Below are 23,694 nucleotides of genomic sequence, written 5' to 3'. Positions count from 1 at the left end.
TGTCCCGAGGAGTTCCGTGAGGATGTCGTGCGGGCCGCGAGGACCGCGGCCCGGGCGTGACGCTCGAGCAGGTGGCCGCTGACTTCGGAGTCCATGTGATGACGCTGTCGAAGTGGATGCGCCGCGCGGACATCGACGACGGTGTGAAACCGGGGACGACCGCGCAGGAGAACGCGGAACTACGGGAGGCGCGTCGGCGGATCAAGCTGCTGGAGCAGGAGAACAAGGTCCTGCGCCGGGCCGCGACCTACCTATCGCAGGCGAATCTGCCGGGGATGCCTTGATGGGGCCGGTGGGCGTTGTAGAAGTCTTCGAAATCGCGTAGCGCGTGGAGCAGGTGTCGCTGGTTCCAGATCAGGGTGCGGTCCAGGAGCTCGCGTCGGCAGGTAGGGCCTTGGCGCTCGCTCCCGTGCACTTCGCTTCCGGACTTGCCCGTGAGCCTTCACGAGTACGTCGGCTCGTTGCACCGGCCCGGACCCCGGCATGCCGGCTATGCACGCGAGTTGCGATTCGGGCACAGCTTCCCCGTTGCCCACCTTGAGCGGCCACTGTTCAAGCTGCATGTCGGTGAAGCCACCAACCTGTGCCTCGTTAGCGCACTCGTCGGCAGACGCCGGGGGCTCGTCGATCTCAGGAGTGCGCCGCGCGCAGCAGCCGGCAGGCCGCCTCGGTGTCGCCGGTCAGCCGCAGCGAGCCGTCGCCGAGCGCCGCGTCGGTGGACGTGCGACCGCTGAGCACGGCGTCCAGGGTGGCCGGGGCGGTCTCCAGAACCACGTCGGCGGGCTCGGTGGGCTGGCCGCGGGTGAGCGCGACCAGCCGGCCATCGACCACCTGGGCGGTGAACCGGTCCCGGTCCAGCCGGATCTCGTAGCTGGCCGACCAGGCCGGCTCGGTGCCCGGGTCGAAGGCGCAGCGCATCGAGATCATCAGCGAGTCGGCGCGCACAGCGCCCTCCAGGGGCAGCACCGGGGAGTGCGACCCCCACAGTCCGAGGGCCACCACGATGGGCTCCAACTGGCCGCCCCACTCGGTGAGTTCGTAGACCCGGGAGCCGGCCGGCGGGGGCAGCGTGCGGCGCTGCACCACCCCGGCCTGCTCCAGGTCGCGCAGCCGCTGGGTGAGCACGTTCGGCCCGGCTCCGGGCAGTCCGGCCTGCAGGTCGGTGAAGCGCTTCGGGCCGAGCAGCAGGTCCCGGACGATCAGCAGCGCCCAGCGCTCGCCGACTATCTCCAGGGCGTGCGCGACCCCGCACCCGTCGTCGTATCTGCGTTTACCTGCCACGGTCCCAGCATAGCCCGGGTTGCTTCTTTATCGAAGTATGGTTGCTTAGAAATTAGGAGTAACTGCTACTGTATTCGAAGTCACTAGCCGGACGCACTACCGCCAGGAGATGTCATGAGCCTTCCGCCGATCGTGTCGCCCCAGAAGTGGCAGGCCGCCCGGGGCGCGCTGCTTGTCAAGGAGAAGGCCGCCACCCGAGCCCTGGACGCCCTGGCCGCCGAACGTCGTCGGCTCCCGATGGTCGCGTTCGAGAAGGAGTACCTGTTCGACGGCCCGGGCGGGAAGGCAACCCTGCTAGAACTCTTCGAGGGCCGTCGCCAGTTGATCGTGTACCACTTCATGATGGAGCCCGGCTCCGACCACTACTGCAAGGGCTGCTCCACCTTCACCGACAACATCGGCAACCTGGCCCACCTGCGCGCCCGCGACACCACCATGGTGCTCGCCTCCCCGGCCCCACTCGCCCAGATCGAGGCCTACCGCACCCGGATGGGCTGGACCCTGCCCTGGTACTCCTCGCAGGGCAGCGACTTCAACGCCGACTGTGGCCTCGGTGGAGGCTTCGGCCTGAGCGTCTTCCTGCGCGACGGTGACCGGATCTTCCGCACCTATTTCACCACCTCACGCGGCGTCGACCGGCTGCGCGCCGACTTCAACCTGCTCGACCTCACCCCGTACGGCCGCCAGGAGACCTGGGAGGACTCCCCGGAGGGCCGGCCGCAGACCGCCCCCTACCAGTGGTGGCGCCTGCACGACGAGTACGGGGACTGAGTGCCGACGGCGCCCCCGCCGTCACCCGCACCGACCGTCCCACCCGCACCACCGCACCGAAACGGAAGCAGCGATGGCCAGGAACGCGCTGGCCCCGACCCCACGGGGGTTACGCCGTGACAACTAGAACCAGGACAGACTCCACCAACCGCCCGGTGCGCCCGGGCTGGGCGCTCGCACTGGTAGCGGTCTGCGCCTTCCTGACCTCACTGGACGTCATGGTGGTGGTCACCGCACTGCCCACCATGCGCACCGAGCTCAACGCGAGCCTCGCCGACCTTGAGTGGACGATCAATGCCTACAACCTGGCGTTCGCCTGCCTCATGCTCACCGGCGCGGCCCTCGGCGACCGGTTCGGCCGGTTGAAGGTCTACGTCTTCGGACTTGCCCTGTTCACCCTCGCCTCGGTGCTCGCCGCCGTCGCCGGCAATGTCGAGGTGCTGATCCTCGCCCGCGTGCTCCAGGGCGTCGCGGCCGGCATCGCCATCCCAGTCAGCCTCACCCTGCTCGGCGACGCCTACCCGCCGGAGCGGCGCGGCTGGGCGATGGGCATCTGGGGCAGCGTCTCCGGCCTCGCCGTCGCGGCCGGCCCGATGGTCGGCGGCTTCATCACCGAAGGCCTCAACTGGCACTGGATCTTCTGGCTGAACGTGCCGTTCGGCGCCGCCGGCACCATGCTGTCCGCCGTGCTGCTCCGCGAGAGCTACGGCACCGCGCCCAAGATCGACCTGGTCGGCCTGCTGCTCGCCTCGTTCGGCCTGCTCGGCCTGGTCTGGGCCGCCGTCCGCGCCCCCGGCGTCGGCTGGGGCAGCGGCGATGTCCTGCTCTCGCTGGCTGTCGGCGTGCTGCTGCTGATCCTGTTCGTGGCCTGGGAGCGCCGCACCGCCCACCCGCTGCTGCCGATGCGCCTGTTCGGCAACCGCGGCTTCACGGTGTCCAACATCTCCGCATTCTTCCAGCACTTCGCGCTGATCGGCGCGCTGTTCATCCTCTCCCAGCTGTTCCAGGTCGGCTTCGGCCACGGCCCGCTCGGCACCGGCCTGCGGCTGCTCGCCTGGACCGCCATGCCGATGATCGTCGCCCCGCTGGCCGGTGGCCTCGCCGACAAGCACGGCAACCGGCCGTTCATGGTCGGCGGCCTGCTGCTCCAGGCGGTCGGCCTGGCCTGGATCGCCGACGTTGCCAGCCCGGGTACCGGCTATGGCGCCCTGGTCGTCCCGCTGATCCTCGGCGGAGTCGGCATCGCGATGTGCCTGCCCACCACCATCAACATGGTGTTCGGCTCGGTCGCCCCGGAGGACATGGGTATCGCCTCCGGTTCCAACAGCGCCATGCGCGAGGTCGGCGGAGTGTTCGGCGTGGCCTTCCTCAGCTTGGTATTCGCAGCCAACGGCAGCTACGACAACGCGGCCTCCGCCATCGACGGCTTCCGCGCCGCCTTGGTGCTGGGCGCCGTCTCCTCCGCCGTCGGCGTGGTCGCCGCGCTGTTCGCCCCCGGCAAGTCGCACCCGCCCATGGATGCCGCCCCGGCCGCCATTCAGAAGAACCCCGAGACGGTCTGACCCTGTGTCAGACCACGGACCGCCGCCCCAGCCACGCCCCCGTAGGCGGGGGCGGTGCCGTCTCCCGGCCCCGACGCGCCGCCGGCTCCGCCCGCAAGGCACCGCAACGGCAGTCACGCATCCGGCGGCGCGGCTCGACTGGGCGGTGGGCGCGGCGATGGCTTCAGGGCAGTTGGTCGTAGGTGGTGGTGACCGTGATCCGGTGCCCCTCGCACTGCGTCATGCGGACGGACTGCGCTGGGCCCGACGTGTGCTCTCCAGCCGGCATCCGGCAGCCGACAGCGAGGCTTCGCGCCGCTCCCGCGCGGGTTACTCGTTGACCAGGACGGGCACGGAGACCACGGCGGCGGCCGGGGTGTCAGTGAGGTGCTTCGCGGGGATCACGACGTCGATGCCGTCTCTCCCGGCCCGCGGGCCGTCGTGGTGCTCGGCTCCGTGCGCGTCCTCGCCCTCCTTCTGGTACTCGAAGTCGCCGGTGCCCAGCAGCCGGCCGTGGGCGTCGTAGTACGCGGCGCGCAGCTCCAGGGCGAGGACGTCGCTGACGTCGGACGTGATCTTCAGGTGCCCGGTGACCGCCGGCTTCTTCGTCAGCGTGAGGTGGGCGAGTCGGATCCGGTCGGTGAACGGGCCCTGCTCGATGCGGACTTCGCCGCCGCGGGGAGCGGGAGTGAGCGTGGGCGCCGGGGCAGGAGCGGTACGCGGCGCGGGCAGGGCGACCTGGGCTGCGGCGGCGCGTGGCCTGGCGTCGCCGTGCCCGGATCCGCCGCAACCGGTGAGCGTCGCGATGCCCAGAACGAGGGCGCCCAAGGCGGCGACGGACGTGCTGCGGGTGAGAGGTCTCAGCCTGTCGGCCCACAGCCACCAGATCAATTAGCGGCTCGGCCTACCGGGCTGGGACCGCCTAGCGGGTGGGGACGCTCGCACGGGCGAGGACGGACAACTCGAACGGGCGGAGCGCGTCGGCCGATCAGCAGGACCGACCGTGCGATCCGGCCAGGCGCGAGGGCGGTGGCAGTTCCGCAGATCCTGCGGAACCGCCCCGGCAGTGTCTGCCGGGGCGGCTCGGGGAGTGGAAGGTGTGTTGCGCGGGGTGGTTCGCCGCGGTCAGGGGGCCAGGCGGTAGGCGTGCAGGATGGTTTGTTCCACGGTGCCGCCGTCGGTGGTGCGTGCCGTGGCCTTCAGGGAGACGAAGGAGCCGGAGCCTGCGGGCGGGGTGATGGTGACGCGGTGGTTCGCGGTGCCGTCCGAGGCCACCGGGGCGTCTTGCCAGGTCGCGCCGTCGTCGAAGGAGACCTGCACGGTGAGGCTCTTGGTCCTGGACTCCGCGGCGCCGGCCTGCCGTTCCACCCGTGCGGTCAGTGTGTGCCTGGTGCGGGCGGTCTGGTTGGTGGTGTCGACGGGGGCGATGAAGCGTACGACGTCCAGTGGCAGCGCTTCGGTGCGCACCTCGTCGTCGGGGCCGGGGGCGACCGCCGCGGAGCGGAACGTCCATGCCGTCTCCACCGTCGTCGACAGCGACGCCCACGGCTCCTCACGGGTGGCCCGGGCGGTCAGGCGGTAGGTGGCCGCGTCCCGGGGGACGGCAAAGGTGGCCCTGGGGGAGTCGCTGGAGCCGAGCTTCTGCCCGTTCTTCGCCAGGGTGATGTGCACGGTGTCCTGCTGCCAGTGGGGCATCGGGCCGCCGTAGTGCCTGGGGGCTGCGTCGCTGAACAGCTGCGGTTCCGCGCTGATGGTGCCGTCACTGGCGCGGCCGATCGACGACGCGTCGTTCTTGACGGGCGCCAGGCCCGGGCCGATGACGGAGGCGTTCCACCGGTCGGCGCAGGTGCTGCCGGCCGTGCACGAGACGATGCCGGTCTGGGTGACGGACAGCGGCAGGTACTCGCCCCCCTCGCCGACCTGCTGGCTGAAGTACGTCTCGCGGTGCTGGCCGCGCACGGTCATGTACTCGGTGCGTGCCGCGGGCAGCGCGAAGTCCGGTTCGGCGATGCTCATCCCGCCCAGACCGGACTCGGTGGGCCAACTGTCCATGGTGCCGGCGGTACCGGGCCCCTGTGCGTAGTAGTCGTTCTTGACGGCGGCCAGATCCTTCCGGGCGAGGCGGAAGGCCGGGTCGGGGAGGGAACCGGTGGTGAGCAGGAGCAGGTCGTAGTGGTCGGGCAGGCGTCCCTTCGATGCCTGCGTGGCGTTCTGGATGCTGCGGACGTAGAAGCCGAGCGTGCCGTCGGACACCTGCTTGCCGGGTATGACGTAGAGCCGTCCGGGCCTGCCGAGCAGGGCGACCTGGTCCGTGCACGTCTTGTCCCCGGCCGCGTGGTAACAGTAGCCGGCCGACAGCGAGTAGGGCTGAACCCCCGGGGCCGGGACGGCGACGGTGATCGGCTTGCCCTGCCGGGCGTCCACCGTGAGCCGGCTGTCCTGGCGGACGTCCAGCTCGGGCTGGAGGAACATGGTCGGCGTCGGTGCGGCGCCGTTGGTTCCGGGGGTGACCAGGGTGCCGCCGAGGTTGTAGCGGCCCTCCGGCACGCGGGCGGTGGCTGTGCCGTCGTCGAAGGTGAGGTCGAACGTCCGGCCGTCGGCGAGGCTCGTCAACTGTACGGTGGAGATGCCCTGTTCGCGTGAGCCCGGGCCGAGGGGGGCGCCGTTGCGGTCGACGGCCGCGACCGTGACCTGGCGCTGTACGGCCTCCTTGGTGACCGCGAAGGCGGGGCCGGTCACCACGGTGCCGTCCTCGGCGGTCGCGGTCAGACGTCCGCTGAAGGAGGTACCGGCCGCCGCGGTCCCCGGATCGATGGTGACCGTGGCCCGGGCCGTGCCCCCGGCGGGGACGGTCAGACCGCTCGGCGACACGGTGAGCAGCCCCTTCGGTCCCGGCTCGCCGGTCCGGCCGGTGGTTGCGGCGGCCGCGGTGAGGGAGACCATCGTCGTGCCGGTGTTGTGGTATGTGACGGTGCGGGTGACCGGCTCGGTGGTCTTCGGGTCGGCGAAGTACACGCCGGTGTCCTCGGCGGTGGCGAACACGCTCTGGGCGGTGGCCCGTGCCACGTCCAGGCGTCCGGCGCCCTGCTCGTACGCCCCCTGTCCGGCGATCGGCTTCGCCGAGGAGGTCAGTGCGGCCTTGAGCTGCGGCCCCTTCCAGTCCGGGTGGGCCTGGGCTAGCAGCGCGGCGGCGCCGGCGACATGCGGCGTGGCCATCGAGGTGCCCGACAGGGCGGTGTAGCGGTCGTTGACCGGGTTCTCGCCGTCGGTGCCGGCTGCGCGGGCCGCGACGATGCCGATGCCCGGTGCCGTCAGGTCGGGCTTGACCGCGTGATCGCCCAGGCGCGGCCCCTGGCTCGACAGGTCGGCGAGCGCGTCGTTGCGTTCGACGGCGCCCACGGTCAGTGCGGCATCGGCCGTACCGGGCGCGCTGACCGTGCCGGGGCGTCCGAGGTTGCCGGCTGCCGCGACGAACAGCGTGCCGTGGCTCGCGGCGAGGTTGTCGACGGCCTGCGAGAGAGGGTCGGTGCCGTCGGTGACACCGCCGGACAGGCTGATGTTGACGATCGGCGCCCGCGCCGCGGCCCACTCCAGGCCCTGGAGGACCCACGACTCCTGCCCGCCGCCATCGTCGTCCAGCACCTTGCCGACCAGCAGTTCGGCGTCGGGCGCCATGCCCCGGTAGCGGCCGTCGGACGCGGCGCCGTCCCCGGCGATGATGGAGGCCACGTGCGTGCCGTGACCGTCGCCGTCAACAACGCCGCTGCCGACGGCGCCGTTGTCCTGCGTGAAGTCCGCCGACTCACCGATCGAGCCGGAGAAGTCGGGGTGCGTGGAGTCGATGCCGGTGTCCAACACCGCGACCTTCACGCCCTTTCCGGTCCAGCCGGACTTCCACGCCTGCGGCGCACCGACCTGGGCCGTGCTGCGGTCCAGGCTGGCGCCGACCTTGCCGTCGAGCCACACCTTGGCCACGCCCGGGGCGAGGGTTGCCGCCGACTTCTGCTGCGACACGGCGGGGCCCCACTGCTTCCAGACCTGGGACACCCGCTTCTTGTCGGCCCGCAGCGCCGCGCCGTGCACACTCGCCAGGGCGCGCACCGCTGTTGCCCCGGCCGGCGGCTGCGGTGCGGCTTTCTTGCCGGCTGCCTCGTCGTAGGTGACGATCAGCGGCAGCTGCGGGCTGTGGGCGTCGTCGTACCCCTGGGCCACGAGCCCCGTGATGTCGAACAGGCGAGGGTCCAGGTGCCCGGCGTGCAGCGGCGCCATCGCGTCCTGCGGCACCAGCGACACCGAACCCCCGGCGCCCTGCTGGGCGAACGCGATGTCCTCGCGTCCGGGACCGGGCCGTACCGTGACCACGGACACCGTGCCGTCGGCGCCGACCCGGGCGGTGACCCTGTCGCCCGTGATGAGCGTCAGGTTCACCACGGACCCCGTTCCGGCCGCGGTGGCCGCGCGGGGCGGGGCCGCCCCGGCGGGCGGTGCGGCCGCCGTACCGATCAGCAGTGCGCCCAGCACGACGGCGGTCGGCGGGCTTGTCGTACGTATGCGTCGCATACGTGTCCTCTCGATCGCGCGGCCCCGCGGCAGCGTCCGCCCGCATCACGCGGGCGGACGCCACGGACGCGGGCGCCGCCTGCTCCATGTCTCGACAGGAACGACGGAGCGGATGCAGCGCGGGGAGGTCACGGGACGTCAGAAAAAACAATTCGAAGAGATCTCACGTCCCGTGACATCCCCGCGCCCGGCCCGCTCCGTCGAAGGGGGCAGAGACGAACGGAGGAACGCATTGCGTACCGGTCACCTGTGTCACCTGCGCCCGCGCCCACGGTCTGATCCATGCCCGCAACCGGCTCGCCGCCGCTCCGGGCATCCCCACCCTGACCGACCTCGGCTACGACAACGCGGACGACGGCTTCCGCCACCCGGTCAAGAAACCCAAGCGCGGCGAACTCACCGAACAAGCCCAGACGTTCAACGCCGTGATCCGGGGGATCCACGCCGTCGCCGAACGCGCCAACGCCCTACTGAAGGTCACCTTCAAGGCCCTGCGCCGGGTCAGCCTCGACCCCGCGGCCATCACCCACATCGCCCGAGCCGCCCTCGTCCTGCTCCAGCTCGAACAAGGACGCACCAGCTGAACGAAGATCACCATCCGTCACGAGACGTTACCGAGAAGGGCTCAGTGAGCCAATCGCACCCAGGCCCCAATGTCCGTGACCGCATCGACGACAAGCTCACTGTGATGCAGGTCACGGGAACTGGCTGCAGGCAGCCGGACAGCTTGATGGTGTGGAGAAGGATGAGCGCGCCCGGATACGAACCGGGGATCCCCTTGCGTTCGGGCAATTATTCGATCAATATGCCCGTTCGGTTTATAACCATGCATTTCGACTGACGGGCAACTGGTCCACGGCCGAGGACGTGGTGGCTTTGACCTTCCTGGAGGCCTGGCGGCTTCGCGCGAAGGTCGACCTCGACGGTGGATCGCTGCGGCCCTGGCTGCTGGGAATCGCGACCAACGCTGCCCGCAACACCGCTCGCGCCGCCCGGCGGCATGAAGCGGCAATCGCCCGGCTCCCGCGCGATGAAATCATGCCGGACTTCGCCGACGAGCTGGTCGGACGGATTGACGACACCGAGCGGCTCGCCGCCGCCCGGGCCGCGCTGACGACGCTACGGCGTAGTGAGCGCGAGGTGTTCACACTATGCGTGTGGGCCGGACTGGACTACGGCGGTGCCGCTCAGGCCCTTGGCATTCCGGTGGGAACGGTGCGCTCCCGACTGGCCCGAGCCCGCAAGAAACTACAGAAACTCACTGATGCTGCACTTTCTGTGAAAAATCGGGAACCGCAGTTCGGCTGCGGACAGGTAGAAGGTGGCCGCAATACCGCGGCCCGGCCAACCCAGGAGGAAACCCGATGAGCCGCCAATCGTTCCGGCCCGACCCGGCCGAACGCGAGGAGATGGCCCGGCTGCTGCCGGTCCCGGCCGAACGGGACCTGCCTGCGGGCCGGCATCAACTCTTCAAGGACTACCTGATGAACGAGATCCACCACGACGCCGACCCCGATGCTGCTGTCCCCGCCCGCTCCCGACGCCGCAAGGCCTTCCTCGCTATCCCGCTGGCCACCGCCGTCGCGGCCGGCGCCGTCTTCACCGCTCTGGCCACCGGTCATGCCACCAACCCGGTTCAGGCAAATCAGCACAGCAGCAGCGGACAGCCGCTGAAAATCACCGCCGCTGCCTACACCCTGCAGCAAGAAGACCATGGCCTGGTCAGACTGGCCATCATCGACCCGGCCGGCAAGCTCGACCTGCCCGGACTCCAGCGTGACCTGGACCGCCTCGGCGTCCCGGCCCGCGTCTACGCCGGAGACCCGAACTGCCCCACCCCCGCCGACCCCAGTTCATCGCCGACCTCCACCCCTGACCCGATCCCAACTGCGCCCGCCTCACAGCCCGAAGTATCCCGGACCCCGAGCGGCCTGGCGTCCGAGCACCCAGCTTCCAGTTGGAGGGTTGAAGTGAACAACGGCAAGCCCGTCCTCTACGTCCGCCCCGACAAGATTCCTGCCGGGCAGAAGCTCATGGTCAGCTTCCCCCTGGCCCACACCGAGCCTGATCACGCCTGGTCCATCATCGAAGGCAGGACCATCGACGGCACCCCGCCCGCATGCATCCCCGCCCCGCCCAAGGGCGCCATCCAGTTCGGGCCCATCACCTCCTGACTGCACTCACCTGCAATCGCATAAACCTGCGGACTCCGCCGCAGGAGAGCACAGAACGCGTTCGAAGGTTGGGGACCGACACCGAAATGGCGTCGGTCCCCAACGGTGTCTGCCCGGCCGGACGCAATCGACGGATCTTCGCCGACCTTAATGAGCGTTTTGACCCGGCGGGGTTGTTTGTTTCGAGGTTCAGGGTGGGTTTCGTAGTCGCGGGCGAGTCGGCGGTGGTGCATGAGCCAGCCGAAGGTCCGCTCGACGACCCAGCGTCGAGGGATTACTTTGAACCCTTTGACGCCGGGGTCGCGTTGGACGACTTCGACGTCGATGCCGAGGCGGCGGAGCTCTTCGATCACAAGGACCGGCGTCACTGCCGAGGCTGAGCGAGGCACAGTTCGTGCAGCTGGAGGCGGAGCTGGCCAAGGGGCTGACCGCGCACGGCTGGGAGGAACAGCGCTGGACCTTGAGCCGGGTGAAGAAACTGATCGGCCGGCGCTTCCACCTGACCTACACGATTCAGGGCGTGCGCAAGCTGCGGGCACGCAACGGCTGGTCCTGCCAGGAGATCCGTCTGCGGAAGCGGCCGCGTACCCGCACCACCGGGGTGCGGCCGCGCTGCGACCAGGTCTTGGCCTGCGGCGGATGATGAGGTGGCGAAGTTCGTCGGATATCGGTGGCCGTCCCGGCGATCAGGGCCGGGTCCACTTCTGCTTGACCAGGTGCTGGTGCCAGGCGAGCAGGGTGCGCGGGGAGACGATCCGGTGGTCGTGCAGGATCCGCGGCAGCAGCCGGGCCAGGGCTGCGAACAGGGCGCGGTCCGGCCAGGTCGGCTTCGGGGCGTCGACCTGCTGGCGCAGCACTGCGACCTCGTGCCGAAGGATCAGTATCTCGGCGTTCTTGGCGGCGGAGGATTGGCACAGCAGGACGAGCCAGGTGTAGATCCGGGTGGCGAGTAGGTAGATCATCCGTACGAGCACAAGTTCCGATGATGCCGGACGGTCGTCCGGTCGGGCGCGTCGGGCCAGGTCAGCAGCGGTGAAGGGGTTTTGAAGCAATACGCGGATGCGGCCGCTGCGCGACCGGGACATGACCGACAAGAAGTGATGGCGCGCCAGCGGCACTCCCGGTCTCCCTAAAATCACGACAAGATTCTCCGGTTGTCCTGTCGATTCTTCCTCCGGTCATTCGTCATATCTGTGCAACCGACCCGATGCACGAGGAGCGCACCGTGAAGTACCTGCTGCTGATCAACACCGCTTCGCTCGACTCCACCGAAGAGCGACCGGCCGAAGGACCGACCGTGGAAGAGTTCATGGCGTTCGACAAGGCCGTCTCCGATTCCGGCGTCAAGCTCGACGGCAACGCCCTGGACACCTCGAACGCGACCACCGTACGCGTCCGCGTGAATGGCGAGCGCGTCGTGACCGACGGGCCGTTCGCCGAGACCCGGGAGATCGTCGGCGGCTACTACCTGATCGATGTTCCCGACCTCGATGCCGCGCTTGACTGGGCGGCTCGGTGCCCCGGGGCCCGGCACGGCACCGTCGAGGTCCGGACGGTCTGGGAGCCGGATCAGTCGTGAACGAGCAGCGAGCGGCCCGCTCCGTGGAGGCGGTGTTCCGCGAAGGCCGGAGCCGGCTGCTCGCTCTGCTCGCTAACCGGTTCGGAGACCTTGACCTTGCCGAGGAGATCGCCTCCGACGCGATCGAGGTCGCGTTGGAGCGGTGGCCGGTCGACGGAGTGCCGGGCAAGCCGCTGGCGTGGTTGCTCACCACGGCACGCCGCAAGGCCGTCGACCGCATCCGGCGCGACCGGGCGTACGCGGAGCGGCTGGCGGTGCTGTAGGTGGAAAGCGATCGGGTCGCCGCTGAGGTCCCCGCCGAGCCCGGTTTCGACGACATCCCCGACGAACGACTCCAGCTGTTTTTCACCTGCTGCCACCCCGCGCTCTCACTGGAGGCACAAACCGCGCTGACACTGCGCTTTCTCGCGGGCCTGACCACACCCGAGGTCGCCCGGGCATTCTTGGTCCCTGCCGCGACGACGGCCCAGCGGATCGTGCGCGCGAAACGCAAGATCCGCAGTGCGCGCATCCCGTTCCGTGTGCCAGGGCCGGATGAACTGCCCGCGCGGTTGCCGAGTGTGCTGTGGGTCATCTACCTGGTCTTCACCGAGGGGTACGCCGCCAGCTACGGCAACGACCTGCTGCGCCCCGACCTGGCCGACGAAGCCATCCGGCTCGCTCGGATCCGGCACCATCTACTCCCCCGAGAACGAGAGGTGACCGGGCTGCTCGCGCTCCTGCTTCTCACCGACGCCCGGCGCGCGGCCAGGATCGACGCTGCGGGAGGCCAGGTGCTGCTCGAAGATCAAGACCGCGCTCTATGGGACGCCGACCTCATCGCCGAGGGGCAGCGGCTCGTCGTGCCGGCCCTGACCGGCCCCGGCGTCGGACCCTACACGGTGCAAGCGGCGATCGCGGCGCTGCACGACGAGGCGCCCGGCTTCGAGACGACCGACTGGCCACAGATGGTCGCACTCTATGACGTGCTGCTCCAGATCGAGCCATCCCCGCTCGTCGCACTGAACCGGGCCGTGGCCATCGCCAGGCGCGACGGGGCCGAGGCAGGCCTCACCGTGCTGGACTCTGCGGGTGCCGATGCATCATCCAGGCTGGTCAAGCGGCATGTCTGTACTCGTGGAGGGTTCCGGCGAGTCGATCTCGTCGTCGGACGTCCAGGTGGGTGATGTGGGCTGGCGGGTTGATCGGTTCGGGTAAGGGCGTAGCGGTGCGGCTTGTCCGAGGGCTCGGTGTGGCCGGTGCTGGTTGTAGTGGGTCTCGAACTCGCGGAGCGCGTGCAGGAGGTGGCGCTGGTTCCAGATCAGGGTGCGGTCCAGGAGCTCTCTGCGGCAGGTCTGTATCCAGCGCTCCATCAGGGAGTTCATCCGTGGCATCCGGATGCCGGTGGTGACGGCCTTCAGGCCGGCGCCGGCCATGAGGGCGTCGAAGGCGGCGGTGAACTTGGCGTCGCGGTCGCGGATCAGGATCCTGGCCGTGCTGCCGGCGTCTTCGAGGTCCATGAGGAGGTTGCGTCCGAGTTGCACGATCCACTCTGCGGTGGGGTGTCCGGTGGCGCCGAGGATCCGGATCCTGCGGGTGGCGTGCTCGATGACGGCGAAGGTGTACAGGCGGGCTCCGGTCACAGCAGGTGGCGGCGGCGAAGGACCTGGTGGATCGTGTCCAGGGCTTTGCCGTCCGGCAGGGCGGAACAGGTGGTCGTGACGTTGGTGATCAGGTTCGGGTGGGTTGGCCGGTCGCCGTCGGACGGTGGGTGGCAGGTCTCCGAGACGTGCACGGGCTTTGGGCTGCTGCGCTGCAGGACGGTCAGCTGGCGCCGGAGCACCAGTATCTCGACGTCCTTGGCCGCGGAGGACCGCGCCAGCAGGCGCAGCCAGCCGAGCAGCAGTCAGCCGAATCGGTAGACCAGACGGAACGTCACGACTTCCAAGCGTGCGCCGACGCGCTCACGAGTGCTTTCGACGTGATCACATCGTGACCCCCAAGTCGCAGCTCAGCGTACGTGACAGGATTGTCGGCACTCACAGGTTTCGGCGTGGGGATCCCCGATGCCCGGGGACCCGGGCGAGTAGTCGGCGGCCGACGCCGGGATCGCCAGCAGGAGGCAGGCCGCGAGCGCGCCCGGGGCGATGAGTCTGCGGTGCACTGAAGCTCCAAGTCGTAGGCACACGTGGTTCTTTGACCTTGCAGCCTCGGTCGCCTCTGGCGTGTCCATGGCCGCACGTGTCGTGCGATCGCCATTCGGCCGACACGTGTAAATCCACCCCCCGGACCTTCCTCGATCGCATACTGCCCTCTTTTGCACAGCAGTTGACCGATGTACCTTCCGCGCATGCCGATATCCGTCCGCCGCACGCGCCTCAGACGCACCTCACTGGCGGCCGCGGCCACCGCCGCCTTAATGACCGTGTTCCTGTCCCCGGGTGCCGCACATGGCGCCCCCGGAACCGAGCGAGTCGCAGCAGCCGCTGCCGCGACTCCGCGCGAGAGCCAGCCCGTCTACTCGTACGCCGACGCGATCCGCGAAACCGTCTGGGTCGACACCGGGCTCGACGGTGACGGCGACGGCCGCACCGACCGCGTCGCCGTCGACATCGTCCGCCCCCGCGAACCCGCCGCCCAGGGCCGCAAGATACCCGTGATCATGGACGCGAGCCCCTACTACTCCTGCTGCGGGCGCGGCAACGAAAGCCAGAAGAAGACCTACGACGCGCACGGCAACCCGGTCCAGTTCCCGCTCTTCTACGACAACTACTTCGTGCCCCGCGGCTACGCCTTCGTCGCCGTGGACCTGGCCGGCACGAACCGTTCCGACGGCTGCGTCGACGTCGGCGGCCGCTCCGACATCCAGTCCGCAAAGGCCGTCGTCGACTGGCTCGGCGGCCGCGCCCGCGGCTACGCCACCCGCACCGGCGGCGACCGCGTCGGAGCCTCCTGGACCAACGGCGCCACCGGAATGATCGGCAAGAGCTACGACGGCACCATCGCCAACGGCGTCGCCGCGACCGGCGTCAAGGGCCTCAAGACGATCGTCCCGATCGGCGGCATCTCCTCCTGGTACGACTACTACTTCGCGCAGGGCGCCCCGCTCTACGACTCAGGACCCGACTGGCTGTCCGACTACGTGGAGAGCCCGGCCGCCCGCGCCCGCTGCGCCGCCGTGCAGAAGCGCCTGGTCGACGAGGCGCCGCGCACCGGCGACTGGACCCGGCTGTGGAACGAGCGCGACTACGTCAAGGACGCCCACAAGGTGAAGGCCAGCGTCTTCGTCATCCACGGCATGCAGGACCTGAACGTGCGCACCAAGCACTTCGGACAGTGGTGGGACGCCCTCGCGAAGGCAGGCGTCGAGCGCAAGATCTGGCTGTCGCAGACCGGCCATGTCGACCCCTTCGACTTCCGGCGCGCGGAGTGGGTCCACACCCTGCACCGCTGGTTCGACCATGAACTCCTCGGCTACGACAACGGCATCGACCGCGAGCCCATGGCCGACATCGAGCGCACCCCGGACCACTGGTCCACCGACCGAGTCTGGCCGCCCCGCTCCACCGCCGCGACCACCCTGCATCCCGGAAACGGCAGCACACCGGGCGTTGGCACCCTCGGCCTGCACCGCGCCCCCGCAGGCGCCACCGAGACCTTCACCGACGACCCGGAGCTGAGCGAGGACGACTGGGCCGCCGGGATCGACCAACCGACTGCCGCCAAGGCCGGATTCGTGACGCCGCCGCTAGCCCACGACCTGCGCCTGTCCGGTTCGTCCACGGTGACCGTGATCGCGACCCCCACGACCACGACCGCTCACCTGTCGGCCGTCCTCGTCGACCTCGGACCCGCCACCATCCGCGACTACGCGGGCTCCGGCGAAGGCATCACCACCCTCACCGACCGGACCTGCTGGGGCACGAGCACCAGCGGCGACAGCTCCTGCTTCAAGGAGACCAAGGCGAAGACCACCGACGTCAACCACACCGTCTTCAGCCGCGGCTGGGCCGACCTCGGCACCTACGCCGACCCCGGAAAGGGCCGGCCCCTCACCCCCGGCAAGCCCTACACGATCGCCCTGTCCCTCGCGGCGAGCGACCACGTCGTCCCGGCCGGACACCGCCTTGCCCTGATCGTCGCCGGCACCGACCAGGACCTCATCGACCCGCCGTCCAGCACCCCGACCCTCACCCTCGACCTGGCCCGTACCTCGGCCCGGGTGCCGTTCGTCGGCGGCGCCGAGGCCTTCGTACGCGCCACCGAGGTCCCCCAAGCTCTCGGCTCCGCTCGAGCAGGGGGCACCTCCGTGCCGTCCGCGTCTGTCACCCCCCACGCGTCCCGTTCCGAGGGCGTGGCCCCGCCGCGCCCGGCCCACCGCATCCCGGGAGGTAGTCTCTGATGACACCGCGTAGCCGCACCCTCGCCCTGGCCATCGCGACGGCCGCACTTGCCGCACCCCTGGTGACGGCGCCCGCGCAGGCCGCCGACTCCCCGCCCCGTACCGGATTCGAGACCTCCGGCGGTGCGCGCTGGACGACCCAGCCCGAGGAGCAGGACTTCCTCGCCGCCGTCAACAAGGCCAGCGACCGGATGTCCGTGTCCCGGATCGGCACCACCAAGCAGGGGCGCCCGCTCCAGCTCGTACGAATCGGCGAACACCGCACCGCCGAAACGGTGTTGCTGGTCTGTTCCCAGCACGGCAACGAGCCCTCCGGACGCGAGGCCTGTCTGACCACCATCCGCGACCTCTCCTTCGCGCAGGACGCGCGGACCCGCAACTGGCTCGCCCACAGCACCCTCCTCGTCGTGCCCACCGCCAACCCGGACGGCCGCGCCGCCAACACCCGGGGCAACTCCGACGGCGTCGACATCAACCGCGACCACCTTGCCCTGCAGACCGCCGAAGGGCGGGCCATGGCCGCCGTGATCCGCGACCAGAAGCCCGACGTCATCTACGACCTGCACGAGTACGGCGCCACACCCAAGTACTACGACAAGGACCTCTTCGACCTGTGGCCGCGCAATCTCAACACCGACCCCAAGGTGCACGAGACGGCCGAAGCCCTGTCGGGTTCGTATGTACGGCCGGCCGCGAACGGTGCCGGTTACTCGACCGGCACGTACGGCATCTGGACCGACCCGGTCACCGATGAGCCCCTCAAGCAGACCGCCGGTGACGGGCAGGAACGCATCCTGCGCAATATGGCGGGGGTCAAGCACTCCGTCGGCCTGCTCATCGAGAGCCGCGTCGACGCGCTCAGTGACGCCGAGAAGGCCGACCCGGCACTGAACCACCGTCGTCGCGTGCAATCCCACCTCTCCGCTCTCGGCGGCCTGTTCGACTTCACCAGGGAGCAGCACGGCCAGATCGTGTCGGCCACCCACTCCGCCAGGACGGCGGGCTACAGCGACCGCGGCCCGGTCTACCTCGGCGGCGCGGACAACGAGCCCGCACAGCCGTCCGAGGTACTGAACAACGCGCCCTGCGGCTACCGGCTCACCGCAGCCCAGTACGCCGACGTCAAGGACGAACTCGCCCTGCACGGCGTGACGGTGCGGCCCGAGGGCGATGGCGCGTTCGTGCCGCTGCGGCAGTCGATGCGCGCGCTGGTACCGCTGCTGCTCGACACGCGTGCGCAGTACGAGCTCGTGGCGGGCACGCCCGTGGACAAGTGCTGACGACCCACCGCAGTTGGGTCCTCGTCATGCCTGCCCTTCGGCTGCACGACGAGGACAGGGACTCGCTCGATTAGACCGAGGCGGCCCGGCCCCCGAGCACCAGCCGGGCCGCCTCGCGGGCGCAACCCCACGCCACGGTGACCCCGACGCCGCCGGGGCCGGAGTTGTGCACCAGCACCCCTGTGGGGTGCCGAAAGTCCCGTACGGGAGTTGGCCTGCCCGTTTGCACGCCTTCCCTAGCCTTGCCCTTGCCGAAAACCTCATCCGTCCTGGTGGGGGTCAGTATGCGGGGTGCGCGGGATCTTGACACCGGTCGCTCGAGTCGGTGCTCTGGCGCGGCTGCCGACGGCTGCGGCAACATGATCGATCGTGCTGATGCGACTGGCCTACCTGGGCGTGACGAATGCGTTCGCCCTGCTGCGCATGCTGCCGATGAGCGACCGAGACAAGGAGGTGGAAATCCTGGAGCTGCGCCATCAGATCACGGTGCTGGAACGGCAACTGGGCGGGAGCAGGCCGCGGTTCGACGCGAGCGATCGGACGTTCCTGGCGGCGTTGCTGGGCGGCATCCTCCACGAGTACGAACATGCCGCGTGACCTGCACGGACGAGGTTTCCGGCAAGCGCAGCGTCGGTACTGAAGGCGTACGGCGAGGTGTGTGCGTCACTGTGACGCCGCGCCGACCGGCCTTCGCCCAGGTCACGCGGGTGGTCGAGGGCCGGACGGGCCCGCGCGGCGCACTGTCTCGCGGTACCAGCGGCCCCACTTGTCCAACTCCTCCGTGATGGAGTCCAGGCTGTGCCCGACGTCAGTGAGCGCGTATTCGACCCGCGGCGGCACCTCGCGGTACACGGTCCGCGTCACCAGGCCGTCGGCTTCCAGTTCCCGTAACTGGCGGGTCAGCATGCGCTGGGTGATGCCTGGCAGCGCGCGACTGAGTTCACCGAATCGATGGGTGCCCACGACCAACTGCTTGAGAATGGCCAGTTTCCAACGGCCCCCGAGCATCTCCATGGCGAACTCTATCGCGCAGTGATCCGGGGCTTCTTCGACGCTGGAACGCACGACTGACCTCCATTGGTATACAGCGTGGCACTAAGGGACACCAAAGACAGTACTTGTGGCCCGAGTTGATACGCCCTGAAACTGAGGCTATGTCGAACAAGGAGGCACCCGCACCGGTGCGTGCGATCGAAGAGAGGGAGCATACGGAGACTTCGGCCGCCCCGCCCAGTCAGCGGTGGCTGGTGCTGGCCGTGGTGTCGGGCGGCCTGCTGCTGTGCGGTATCGACCTCACCGTGTTGCACGTCGCTGTACCCAGCATGAGCCGGGAGCTCGAGCCCTCTCCCGCCGGGCTGTTGTGGATCGTTGACGTCTACTCGCTTACGCTCGCGGCCCTGCTCGTGACCTGCGGTACGCTCGGCGACCGGATCGGCCGGCGCCGTATGGTGCTCAACGGCTTTGTCACCTTCGGCCTCGCCTCGGCGGCGGCCGCCTTTTCGACGTCGACGGCGCAACTCATCGCCGCGCGCGCCGCGCTCGGAATCGGCGCGGCGATGTTCATGGCGTCCACGGTGGCGATCATCAGGGTCGTCTTCACCGACGACCGCGAACGGGCTGTCGCCCTCGGCATCTGGACAGCCGCCCACAGCGTCGGCGCCACGATCGGTCCGCTGGTCGGCGGTCTGGTCACCGCGAAGTGGGGCTGGGGCGCGGTCTTCCTGATCAACGTGCCCGTCATCTTCGTCATCCTGGCCGTTGGCGTCTGGGTCATCCCCGAGTCCCAGAACCCCGTTCCCCGCCGCTGGGACCTGGCCGGTGTGGCTCTGTCCGTCACCGGCCTGGCCGGCGTGGTCTACGCGCTCAAGCAGGCCGGCGAGCACGCCGGAGTAGACGGCGTCATCATCACCACGGCCGCCGCCGGCAGCGTCCTTCTCTACCTCTTCGTACGCCGTCAGCGACGCATCACCGAGCCGCTGCTGGACTTCTCCCTCTTCCGTGAACGCCGCTTCACCACCGCCACCCTGTGCGTCATCAGCTGCTTCGGCTCTTACGTCGCCCTGCTGTTCTTCCTCACCCAGTGGCTGCAGCAGGTGGGCGAGTACTCGCCGCTGCGCGCCGGACTCGCGCTGATGCCACTTGCCGGCGCCAACGCCGTCGGCGCGGTCACCGCGCCCTGGGCCGCAAACCGATGGGGCAACCGGTGGGCGCTCACCGGGGCGCTCGCCCTCTTCGCCACCGCCCTCGCCGCCATGGCCGTCGTCGGCGGCACCGCCCACTACGGAGTACTGCTCGTGCCGTTGCTGGGCGCGGGGTACGGCGCCGGCATCGTAATGACCCTGGGAGCCGACTCCATCATGAGCGCCGCACAGCCGGAACGCTCCGGGGAGGCGGCCGCCATCCAGGAGACGTCGTTCGAACTCGGCGCAGGGCTCGGCGTTGCCGTCCTCGGCACCGTCCTGACCGCCGTGTACCGAACCGACCTGCCCCAGGTACCGGGGCTCGGCCCGAACGGGCGGGCGACGGCTGAGGAATCGTTCGCGCACGCCGAGGACCTGATGGCCAACCTTCCGCCCGAAACCGCCCAGACACTGCTGCGCGCGGCACAACATGCCTACGACCACGGCTTTACCATCGTGCTCAGGTTCGCCGCCATCGGCCTGGTCGTCACCGCCGCAATGACGGCCGTCCTGCTGCGCCCGCCGAAGGCGAGGTGACGGGCCGAATTTGCCCGAGGTCGCGGCCCTGCTGCAAGACCTGCGGGTCTCGCCTCCCGTGCCAGCGGAGCACTCGGTACTGCGGCCCGTAGTGCTTCAAAACGGCTTCACAGGCTCTGACCTGGGAGGTTGTCCCTTGATCAACTCGCCCTGTGGTACTCGTTGATTAGGTTGGCGACGGCTTGCCGCCGCCGCTCGATCCTGGCGGCGGGGAAGGGGGGTGACGTTCGGGTCGTCGAGGGGAGCGAGTTGATCTCGGCCTTGGTGTGGCCGGTGTCGGTCGAAGTCCATCGACGTGATCGACTCGGCGGCGTCCTCCACGAGTACGCTCGTGCCGGTTGACCTACAAGGACGCAATATTTGGCACCCGCAGAGCTGCGGCTTCACGCCGCAGCTACGGAACCCCGGAGAAGGGCCTCGGGTGTAACTGGGTAGTCCTCGACGAGCCGCACCGTGGTCGATGGCGAACCCGGCGAACGCACCGGCCTATGCCTCCTGTACGTGGTTCTCACCCGAGCGGTGTCGAGCCTGGCGCCTCAGCTGTCCCGAGGGTGCGGCGGCTGCTCGTGGGCGTCGGGCCCACCGGCGTCGGGCACGTCCGGGTCTGGGGGCGGCGTTCCGTACTGCCCGTACGTGCTCTGCGATGGCGGGTACGGCCCGTAGGGACCCTGCGGCTGCGGGTAGGAGCCGTGCAGGCCCTGCGGCTGCGGGTAGGAGCCGTACAGGCCCTGCGGCTGCGGGTACGGGCTGTACGGGTACGGTGCCTGCGGGTACGGAAAAAAGGGCGCGGTCAGCGCCGGGGCCGGGCGAGACACGTTCAGCGGAGAGCGGCGCCGGGCCAGCCACAGCACGATCGCGGCGTAGACCAGGACCGTCGACATGTCGGCGACGGCCAGTTGCCAGGGGGCGTCGGCCGCCGTGTCGTCGGACGCGAGGCCGTCCACGAACGCGGCGGACAGACCGAAGGCCAGCAGGTTGTTCATCACATGCAGGGCGACGGATGCCTCCAGGCCACCCGTGCGGATGGTCAGCCAGCCGGCCACCAGGCCGAAGAACACCAGATCGGCGAATCCCCAGGCCGTTCCCCATCCGTGCGCGGCCGCGAAGAGCACCGCCTGCGGCAGCACCGCGAACCAGGGGTAACGGACGAAGCTCCCTGTCGCCTGCAACAGCCAGCCCCGGAAGACATACTCCTCTGCCGCGGCCTGCAGAGGCACGAGGGCGGCCAACATGGCCAGGGAGAGGAGGAACGTCTGCCACCCCACCCATACGTCGGCCGTTCCGGCGCCGCCCTGCTCGTCCGGCAGGAAGATCGAGACCACCGGCAGCAGCACCATGGCGGGTACTGCTGCCAGCAGGCACCAGGCCAGCCATCGCCAACGCGGGCGGCCGGTCACCGACGACACCGTGCCGGCTGGACGCCGGCCCACCCAGCGCACGGCCAGGAGGACCAGCGGCAGGTCCAGGGCTATGAACGCCAGATCCAGTGCCGTGCCCAGAATCGGGCCGAAGTCGACGTCGCCGTCCGGCAGTTCCGGGTAGCCGGCGGCCCTCCCGAGCAAGTCGGCGAGGATGTAGAGGAAGACCGTGACCAGGAGCGACCCGCAGACCAGCATCAGAGTGCCGAGCAGCGGTCGCCACCAGCGGTGGAAAGCGGTGTACCGGGCCATGCGGTGATACGGAAGCCCGGGAAGGTGAGGGGGCGTTGCTGTCATGAGCGACATCGTGCCCGGTCGGACTAGGGCAGGTGTACGCATTGCTCAGCCCCGGGCCCATCCGCCCGGCCAGGACCTCGACCAAGAACCCCGCATTCGGCCTCCGGCAGCAGACGGAGCGGAGTCGCTTGACTCAGGGCTCGGTGCGGCCGGTGCTCGCCACCCCGGCGAGTATCCCATCACAGGCATGTCTTTCCTCGCATCCAGGCGATCTTCGTGCGGTGCGGATTGCGGGCAGCATCATGGGCGGAGGGGCACGGGATACTGTCAATCCCCTCGAACTGTGGAGTCCTTCCTGGGCAGCCAGTCTCACGGTGAGGCCGGCCCAGTACTCGTTCTCGTAGTCCATCGGGCTCTTGAACCCGCACACGCTGTGTAGTCGGCGGGTGTTGTAGAAGTCGGTGATCCAGGTGGCGATCCTGCTCCGCGCCTCGGTGCGGGTGCGGAAGGCGTGACGGTGGACGTACTCGACCTTGAGGACGCTGTTGAACGCCTCGCTGACGGCGTTGTCGAAGCACGAGCCGACCCGGCCCATAGACTGGGTGACGCCCAGTCGGCGGCAGGCGCGGGCGAACTTCCGGGACGTGTATTCACTGCCGCGGTCCGAATGGAAGATCACGCCATGGACGTCGCCGCCGCGGGTGACCGCTGCCATGTTCAGCGCGGCCACGACCAGGTCCGCGTCGTGGTGGGCGCCTATCGCGTAGCCGAGCAGGCGCCGGGAGAACAGGTCGATGACCGTGGCGAGGTAGAGCTTGCCCTCCTCGGTGACGATCTCCGTCATGTCGCCCGCCCAGACGAGGTCGGGTTCCTCGGTAGCGAAGTCCCGCTTGACGAAGTCGGGTACGGCCGGCCGCCTGCCCGGCCTGGTCAGCCCGCTCCGGCGTCTCACCACCCGGGCAGCGAGGCCGAGTTCGGCCATCAGCTTCGCGACCGTGTTCACCGAGATGCGCCAGCCCTTGCGGACCGGCAGGATGAAGATCTTCGGTGATCCGTAGGTGCCACCGGACTCGGTGAAGATCTCCTTGATCTCGTCCGTCAGGCGCTGCCTGCGCAGTTCACGCCCGGTGGGCCGCCGGTCGCGCCACTTGTAGAACCACGACTCGCTCACGCCCAGGGCGCGGCACGAGACGGTGTGCGGGATGCCGTGCTCGGTCTGATCTTGCTGTGGCTGGTGTGATCACGGCGTCCGAGCCGTCCTGGATAGCTGGCCGTCACGACAGCCTGGGTTGATAACCTGTGGCGATGGACGAGGCATTGGACGAGGGGCCATTCTTTCACGGCACAAAGGCCGAGCTCCGGGTCGGAGATCACCTCACCGCCGGTTTCCGTTCCAACTACCGGCCCGAAATCGTGATGAACCACATCTACTTCACCGCGTTGCGCGACGGCGCGGGACTCGCCGCCGAACTCGCCGCAGGCGACGGAGCCCCGCGAGTGTACGTCGTCGAACCGACCGGGGAGTTCGAGAACGATCCAAACGTCACCGACAAGAAGTTCCCTGGCAACCCCACCCGCTCCTATCGCAGCAGGGAACCGCTCCGGATCGTTGGCGAGGTCACCGACTGGACGCGACAGACACCCGAAGCTCTCCAGGTGTGGCGAGACCGGCTGGCTGCAATCCGCATGGATGACCGCGCCGAAATCATCAACTAAGGATCGTTCCTCAACTACTGGGTCACGGTGAGATGATCT

19 protein-coding genes and 6 pseudogenes are annotated in these 23,694 nt (G+C 69.4%); 14 read left to right on the top strand and 11 right to left on the bottom strand.

The features are described 5' to 3' along the window. Positions 1-56 precede the first annotated feature (56 nt). Positions 57-284 carry a transposase gene (locus BIV24_RS22935; RefSeq protein ID WP_079168455.1) on the top strand — a complete coding sequence of 76 codons (228 nt, stop codon included), beginning with the start codon at positions 57-59 and terminating at the stop codon, positions 282-284. Positions 285-630: 346 nt separating this feature from the next. Here BIV24_RS22935 and BIV24_RS22930 read toward each other — a convergent pair whose 3' ends face one another. Next, the gene (locus BIV24_RS22930; RefSeq protein WP_071368274.1) at positions 631-1,281 is read right to left on the bottom strand and encodes a winged helix-turn-helix transcriptional regulator; all 651 of its coding nucleotides are present in this window, start codon (positions 1,279-1,281) and stop codon (positions 631-633) included. Positions 1,282-1,395: 114 nt separating this feature from the next. Here BIV24_RS22930 and BIV24_RS22925 point away from each other — a divergent pair, with 114 nt between their 5' ends. Further along, positions 1,396-2,052 (top strand): DUF899 domain-containing protein, encoded by a 657-nt coding sequence (locus BIV24_RS22925; protein WP_071368273.1) that lies wholly within the window; start codon positions 1,396-1,398, stop codon positions 2,050-2,052. 116 nt (positions 2,053-2,168) lie between these two features. Further along, positions 2,169-3,614 carry a DHA2 family efflux MFS transporter permease subunit gene (locus tag BIV24_RS22920; RefSeq protein WP_071368272.1) on the top strand — a complete coding sequence of 482 codons (1,446 nt, stop codon included), beginning with the start codon at positions 2,169-2,171 and terminating at the stop codon, positions 3,612-3,614. Between the two features lie 309 nt (positions 3,615-3,923). On the opposite strand, the gene BIV24_RS22915 is transcribed toward BIV24_RS22920, so the two are convergent. Further along, positions 3,924-4,484 carry a hypothetical protein gene (locus tag BIV24_RS22915; protein ID WP_071368271.1) on the bottom strand — a complete coding sequence of 187 codons (561 nt, stop codon included), beginning with the start codon at positions 4,482-4,484 and terminating at the stop codon, positions 3,924-3,926. Between the two features lie 234 nt (positions 4,485-4,718). Continuing rightward, positions 4,719-8,153, bottom strand: a complete 3,435-nt coding sequence (locus BIV24_RS22910) for a S8 family serine peptidase (protein WP_071368270.1) — start codon at positions 8,151-8,153, stop codon at positions 4,719-4,721. 254 nt (positions 8,154-8,407) lie between these two features. On the opposite strand from BIV24_RS22910, the pseudogene BIV24_RS22905 reads away from it, so the two are divergent. The 3 genes and pseudogenes from BIV24_RS22905 to BIV24_RS22895 form a co-directional block, all read left to right on the top strand. Then, positions 8,408-8,737: pseudogene (locus BIV24_RS22905) on the top strand (transposase family protein); the annotation flags it as partial. Between the two features lie 151 nt (positions 8,738-8,888). Next, positions 8,889-9,521 carry an RNA polymerase sigma factor gene (locus BIV24_RS22900; protein ID WP_071368269.1) on the top strand — a complete coding sequence of 211 codons (633 nt, stop codon included), beginning with the start codon at positions 8,889-8,891 and terminating at the stop codon, positions 9,519-9,521. Continuing rightward, a complete protein-coding gene (locus BIV24_RS22895; protein WP_071368268.1) occupies positions 9,518-10,327 on the top strand; it encodes a hypothetical protein in 810 nt (269 codons plus the stop codon). The genes BIV24_RS22900 and BIV24_RS22895 overlap by 4 nt, the downstream gene beginning before the upstream one ends. Before the next feature lie 197 nt (positions 10,328-10,524). Here BIV24_RS22895 and BIV24_RS33550 read toward each other — a convergent pair. Next, positions 10,525-10,653, bottom strand: a pseudogene (locus BIV24_RS33550) (IS5 family transposase); the annotation flags it as partial. 5 nt (positions 10,654-10,658) lie between these two features. Between BIV24_RS33550 and BIV24_RS22885 the strand changes: the two are divergent. Beyond that, positions 10,659-10,886: pseudogene (locus tag BIV24_RS22885) on the top strand (helix-turn-helix domain-containing protein); the annotation flags it as partial. Here BIV24_RS22885 and BIV24_RS36540 read toward each other — a convergent pair. Together BIV24_RS36540 and BIV24_RS22880 are read right to left on the bottom strand one after the other, a co-directional pair. Further along, a pseudogene (locus BIV24_RS36540) lies at positions 10,886-10,963 on the bottom strand (transposase); the annotation flags it as partial. The pseudogenes BIV24_RS22885 and BIV24_RS36540 overlap by 1 nt on opposite strands. Positions 10,964-11,013: 50 nt before the next feature. Beyond that, positions 11,014-11,301: an integrase gene (locus tag BIV24_RS22880; protein ID WP_071368266.1), complete on the bottom strand. Its 288-nt coding sequence runs from the start codon at positions 11,299-11,301 to the stop codon at positions 11,014-11,016. Positions 11,302-11,552: 251 nt separating this feature from the next. Here BIV24_RS22880 and BIV24_RS22875 point away from each other — a divergent pair, with 251 nt between their 5' ends. Both BIV24_RS22875 and BIV24_RS22870 read left to right on the top strand, forming a co-directional pair. Then, the gene (locus BIV24_RS22875; RefSeq protein ID WP_071368316.1) at positions 11,553-11,906 is read left to right on the top strand and encodes a YciI family protein; all 354 of its coding nucleotides are present in this window, start codon (positions 11,553-11,555) and stop codon (positions 11,904-11,906) included. After that, a pseudogene (locus tag BIV24_RS22870) lies at positions 11,903-13,027 on the top strand (RNA polymerase sigma factor); the annotation flags it as partial. The gene BIV24_RS22875 and the pseudogene BIV24_RS22870, both read left to right, overlap by 4 nt. On the opposite strand, the pseudogene BIV24_RS22865 reads toward BIV24_RS22870, so the two are convergent. After that, a pseudogene (locus BIV24_RS22865) lies at positions 13,002-13,528 on the bottom strand (integrase core domain-containing protein); the annotation flags it as partial. The pseudogenes BIV24_RS22870 and BIV24_RS22865 sit on opposite strands and share 26 nt — an antisense overlap. Beyond that, on the bottom strand, positions 13,525-13,728 hold the full coding sequence (locus BIV24_RS34520) for a hypothetical protein (protein ID WP_071368265.1): 204 nt from the start codon (positions 13,726-13,728) through the stop codon (positions 13,525-13,527). The gene BIV24_RS34520 and the pseudogene BIV24_RS22865, both read right to left, overlap by 4 nt. 507 nt (positions 13,729-14,235) lie before the next feature. On the opposite strand from BIV24_RS34520, the gene BIV24_RS22855 reads away from it, so the two are divergent. The 3 genes from BIV24_RS22855 to BIV24_RS22845 all read left to right on the top strand — a co-directional run bounded on the left by BIV24_RS22855 (position 14,236) and on the right by BIV24_RS22845 (position 18,164). Beyond that, positions 14,236-16,287, top strand: a complete 2,052-nt coding sequence (locus BIV24_RS22855) for a Xaa-Pro dipeptidyl-peptidase (protein WP_071368315.1) — start codon at positions 14,236-14,238, stop codon at positions 16,285-16,287. Beyond that, the gene (locus tag BIV24_RS22850) at positions 16,287-17,567 is read left to right on the top strand and encodes a M14 family metallopeptidase (protein ID WP_071368264.1); all 1,281 of its coding nucleotides are present in this window, start codon (positions 16,287-16,289) and stop codon (positions 17,565-17,567) included. The genes BIV24_RS22855 and BIV24_RS22850 overlap by 1 nt, the downstream gene beginning before the upstream one ends. A 375-nt stretch (positions 17,568-17,942) precedes the next feature. Next, the gene (locus BIV24_RS22845; protein ID WP_245766910.1) at positions 17,943-18,164 is read left to right on the top strand and encodes a hypothetical protein; all 222 of its coding nucleotides are present in this window, start codon (positions 17,943-17,945) and stop codon (positions 18,162-18,164) included. A gap of 102 nt (positions 18,165-18,266) precedes the next feature. Here the strand turns inward: BIV24_RS22845 and BIV24_RS22840 are convergent, their stop codons facing one another. Then, positions 18,267-18,632, bottom strand: coding sequence for a winged helix-turn-helix transcriptional regulator (locus BIV24_RS22840; protein ID WP_071368262.1), 366 nt, complete (start codon positions 18,630-18,632; stop codon positions 18,267-18,269). Positions 18,633-18,721: 89 nt separating this feature from the next. Here BIV24_RS22840 and BIV24_RS22835 point away from each other — a divergent pair, with 89 nt between their 5' ends. Further along, a complete protein-coding gene (locus BIV24_RS22835; RefSeq protein WP_079168451.1) occupies positions 18,722-20,284 on the top strand; it encodes an MFS transporter in 1,563 nt (520 codons plus the stop codon). Positions 20,285-20,820: 536 nt separating this feature from the next. Here the strand turns inward: BIV24_RS22835 and BIV24_RS22830 are convergent. Then, a complete protein-coding gene (locus BIV24_RS22830) occupies positions 20,821-21,999 on the bottom strand; it encodes a CPBP family intramembrane glutamic endopeptidase (RefSeq protein WP_245766904.1) in 1,179 nt (392 codons plus the stop codon). A 133-nt stretch (positions 22,000-22,132) separates the two neighbouring features. Further along, positions 22,133-23,143, bottom strand: a complete 1,011-nt coding sequence (locus BIV24_RS22825; protein ID WP_218149330.1) for an IS3 family transposase — start codon at positions 23,141-23,143, stop codon at positions 22,133-22,135. A 101-nt stretch (positions 23,144-23,244) separates the two neighbouring features. Here BIV24_RS22825 and arr point away from each other — a divergent pair, with 101 nt between their 5' ends. After that, positions 23,245-23,655, top strand: a complete 411-nt coding sequence (gene arr / locus BIV24_RS22820) for an NAD(+)--rifampin ADP-ribosyltransferase (protein ID WP_071368260.1) — start codon at positions 23,245-23,247, stop codon at positions 23,653-23,655. Positions 23,656-23,694: the final 39 nt, after the last annotated feature.

This window comes from Streptomyces colonosanans (assembly GCF_001866645.1).
Lineage (GTDB): Bacteria > Actinomycetota > Actinomycetes > Streptomycetales > Streptomycetaceae > Streptomyces > Streptomyces colonosanans.
This window is presented reverse-complemented; position numbering and strand designations above follow the sequence as displayed.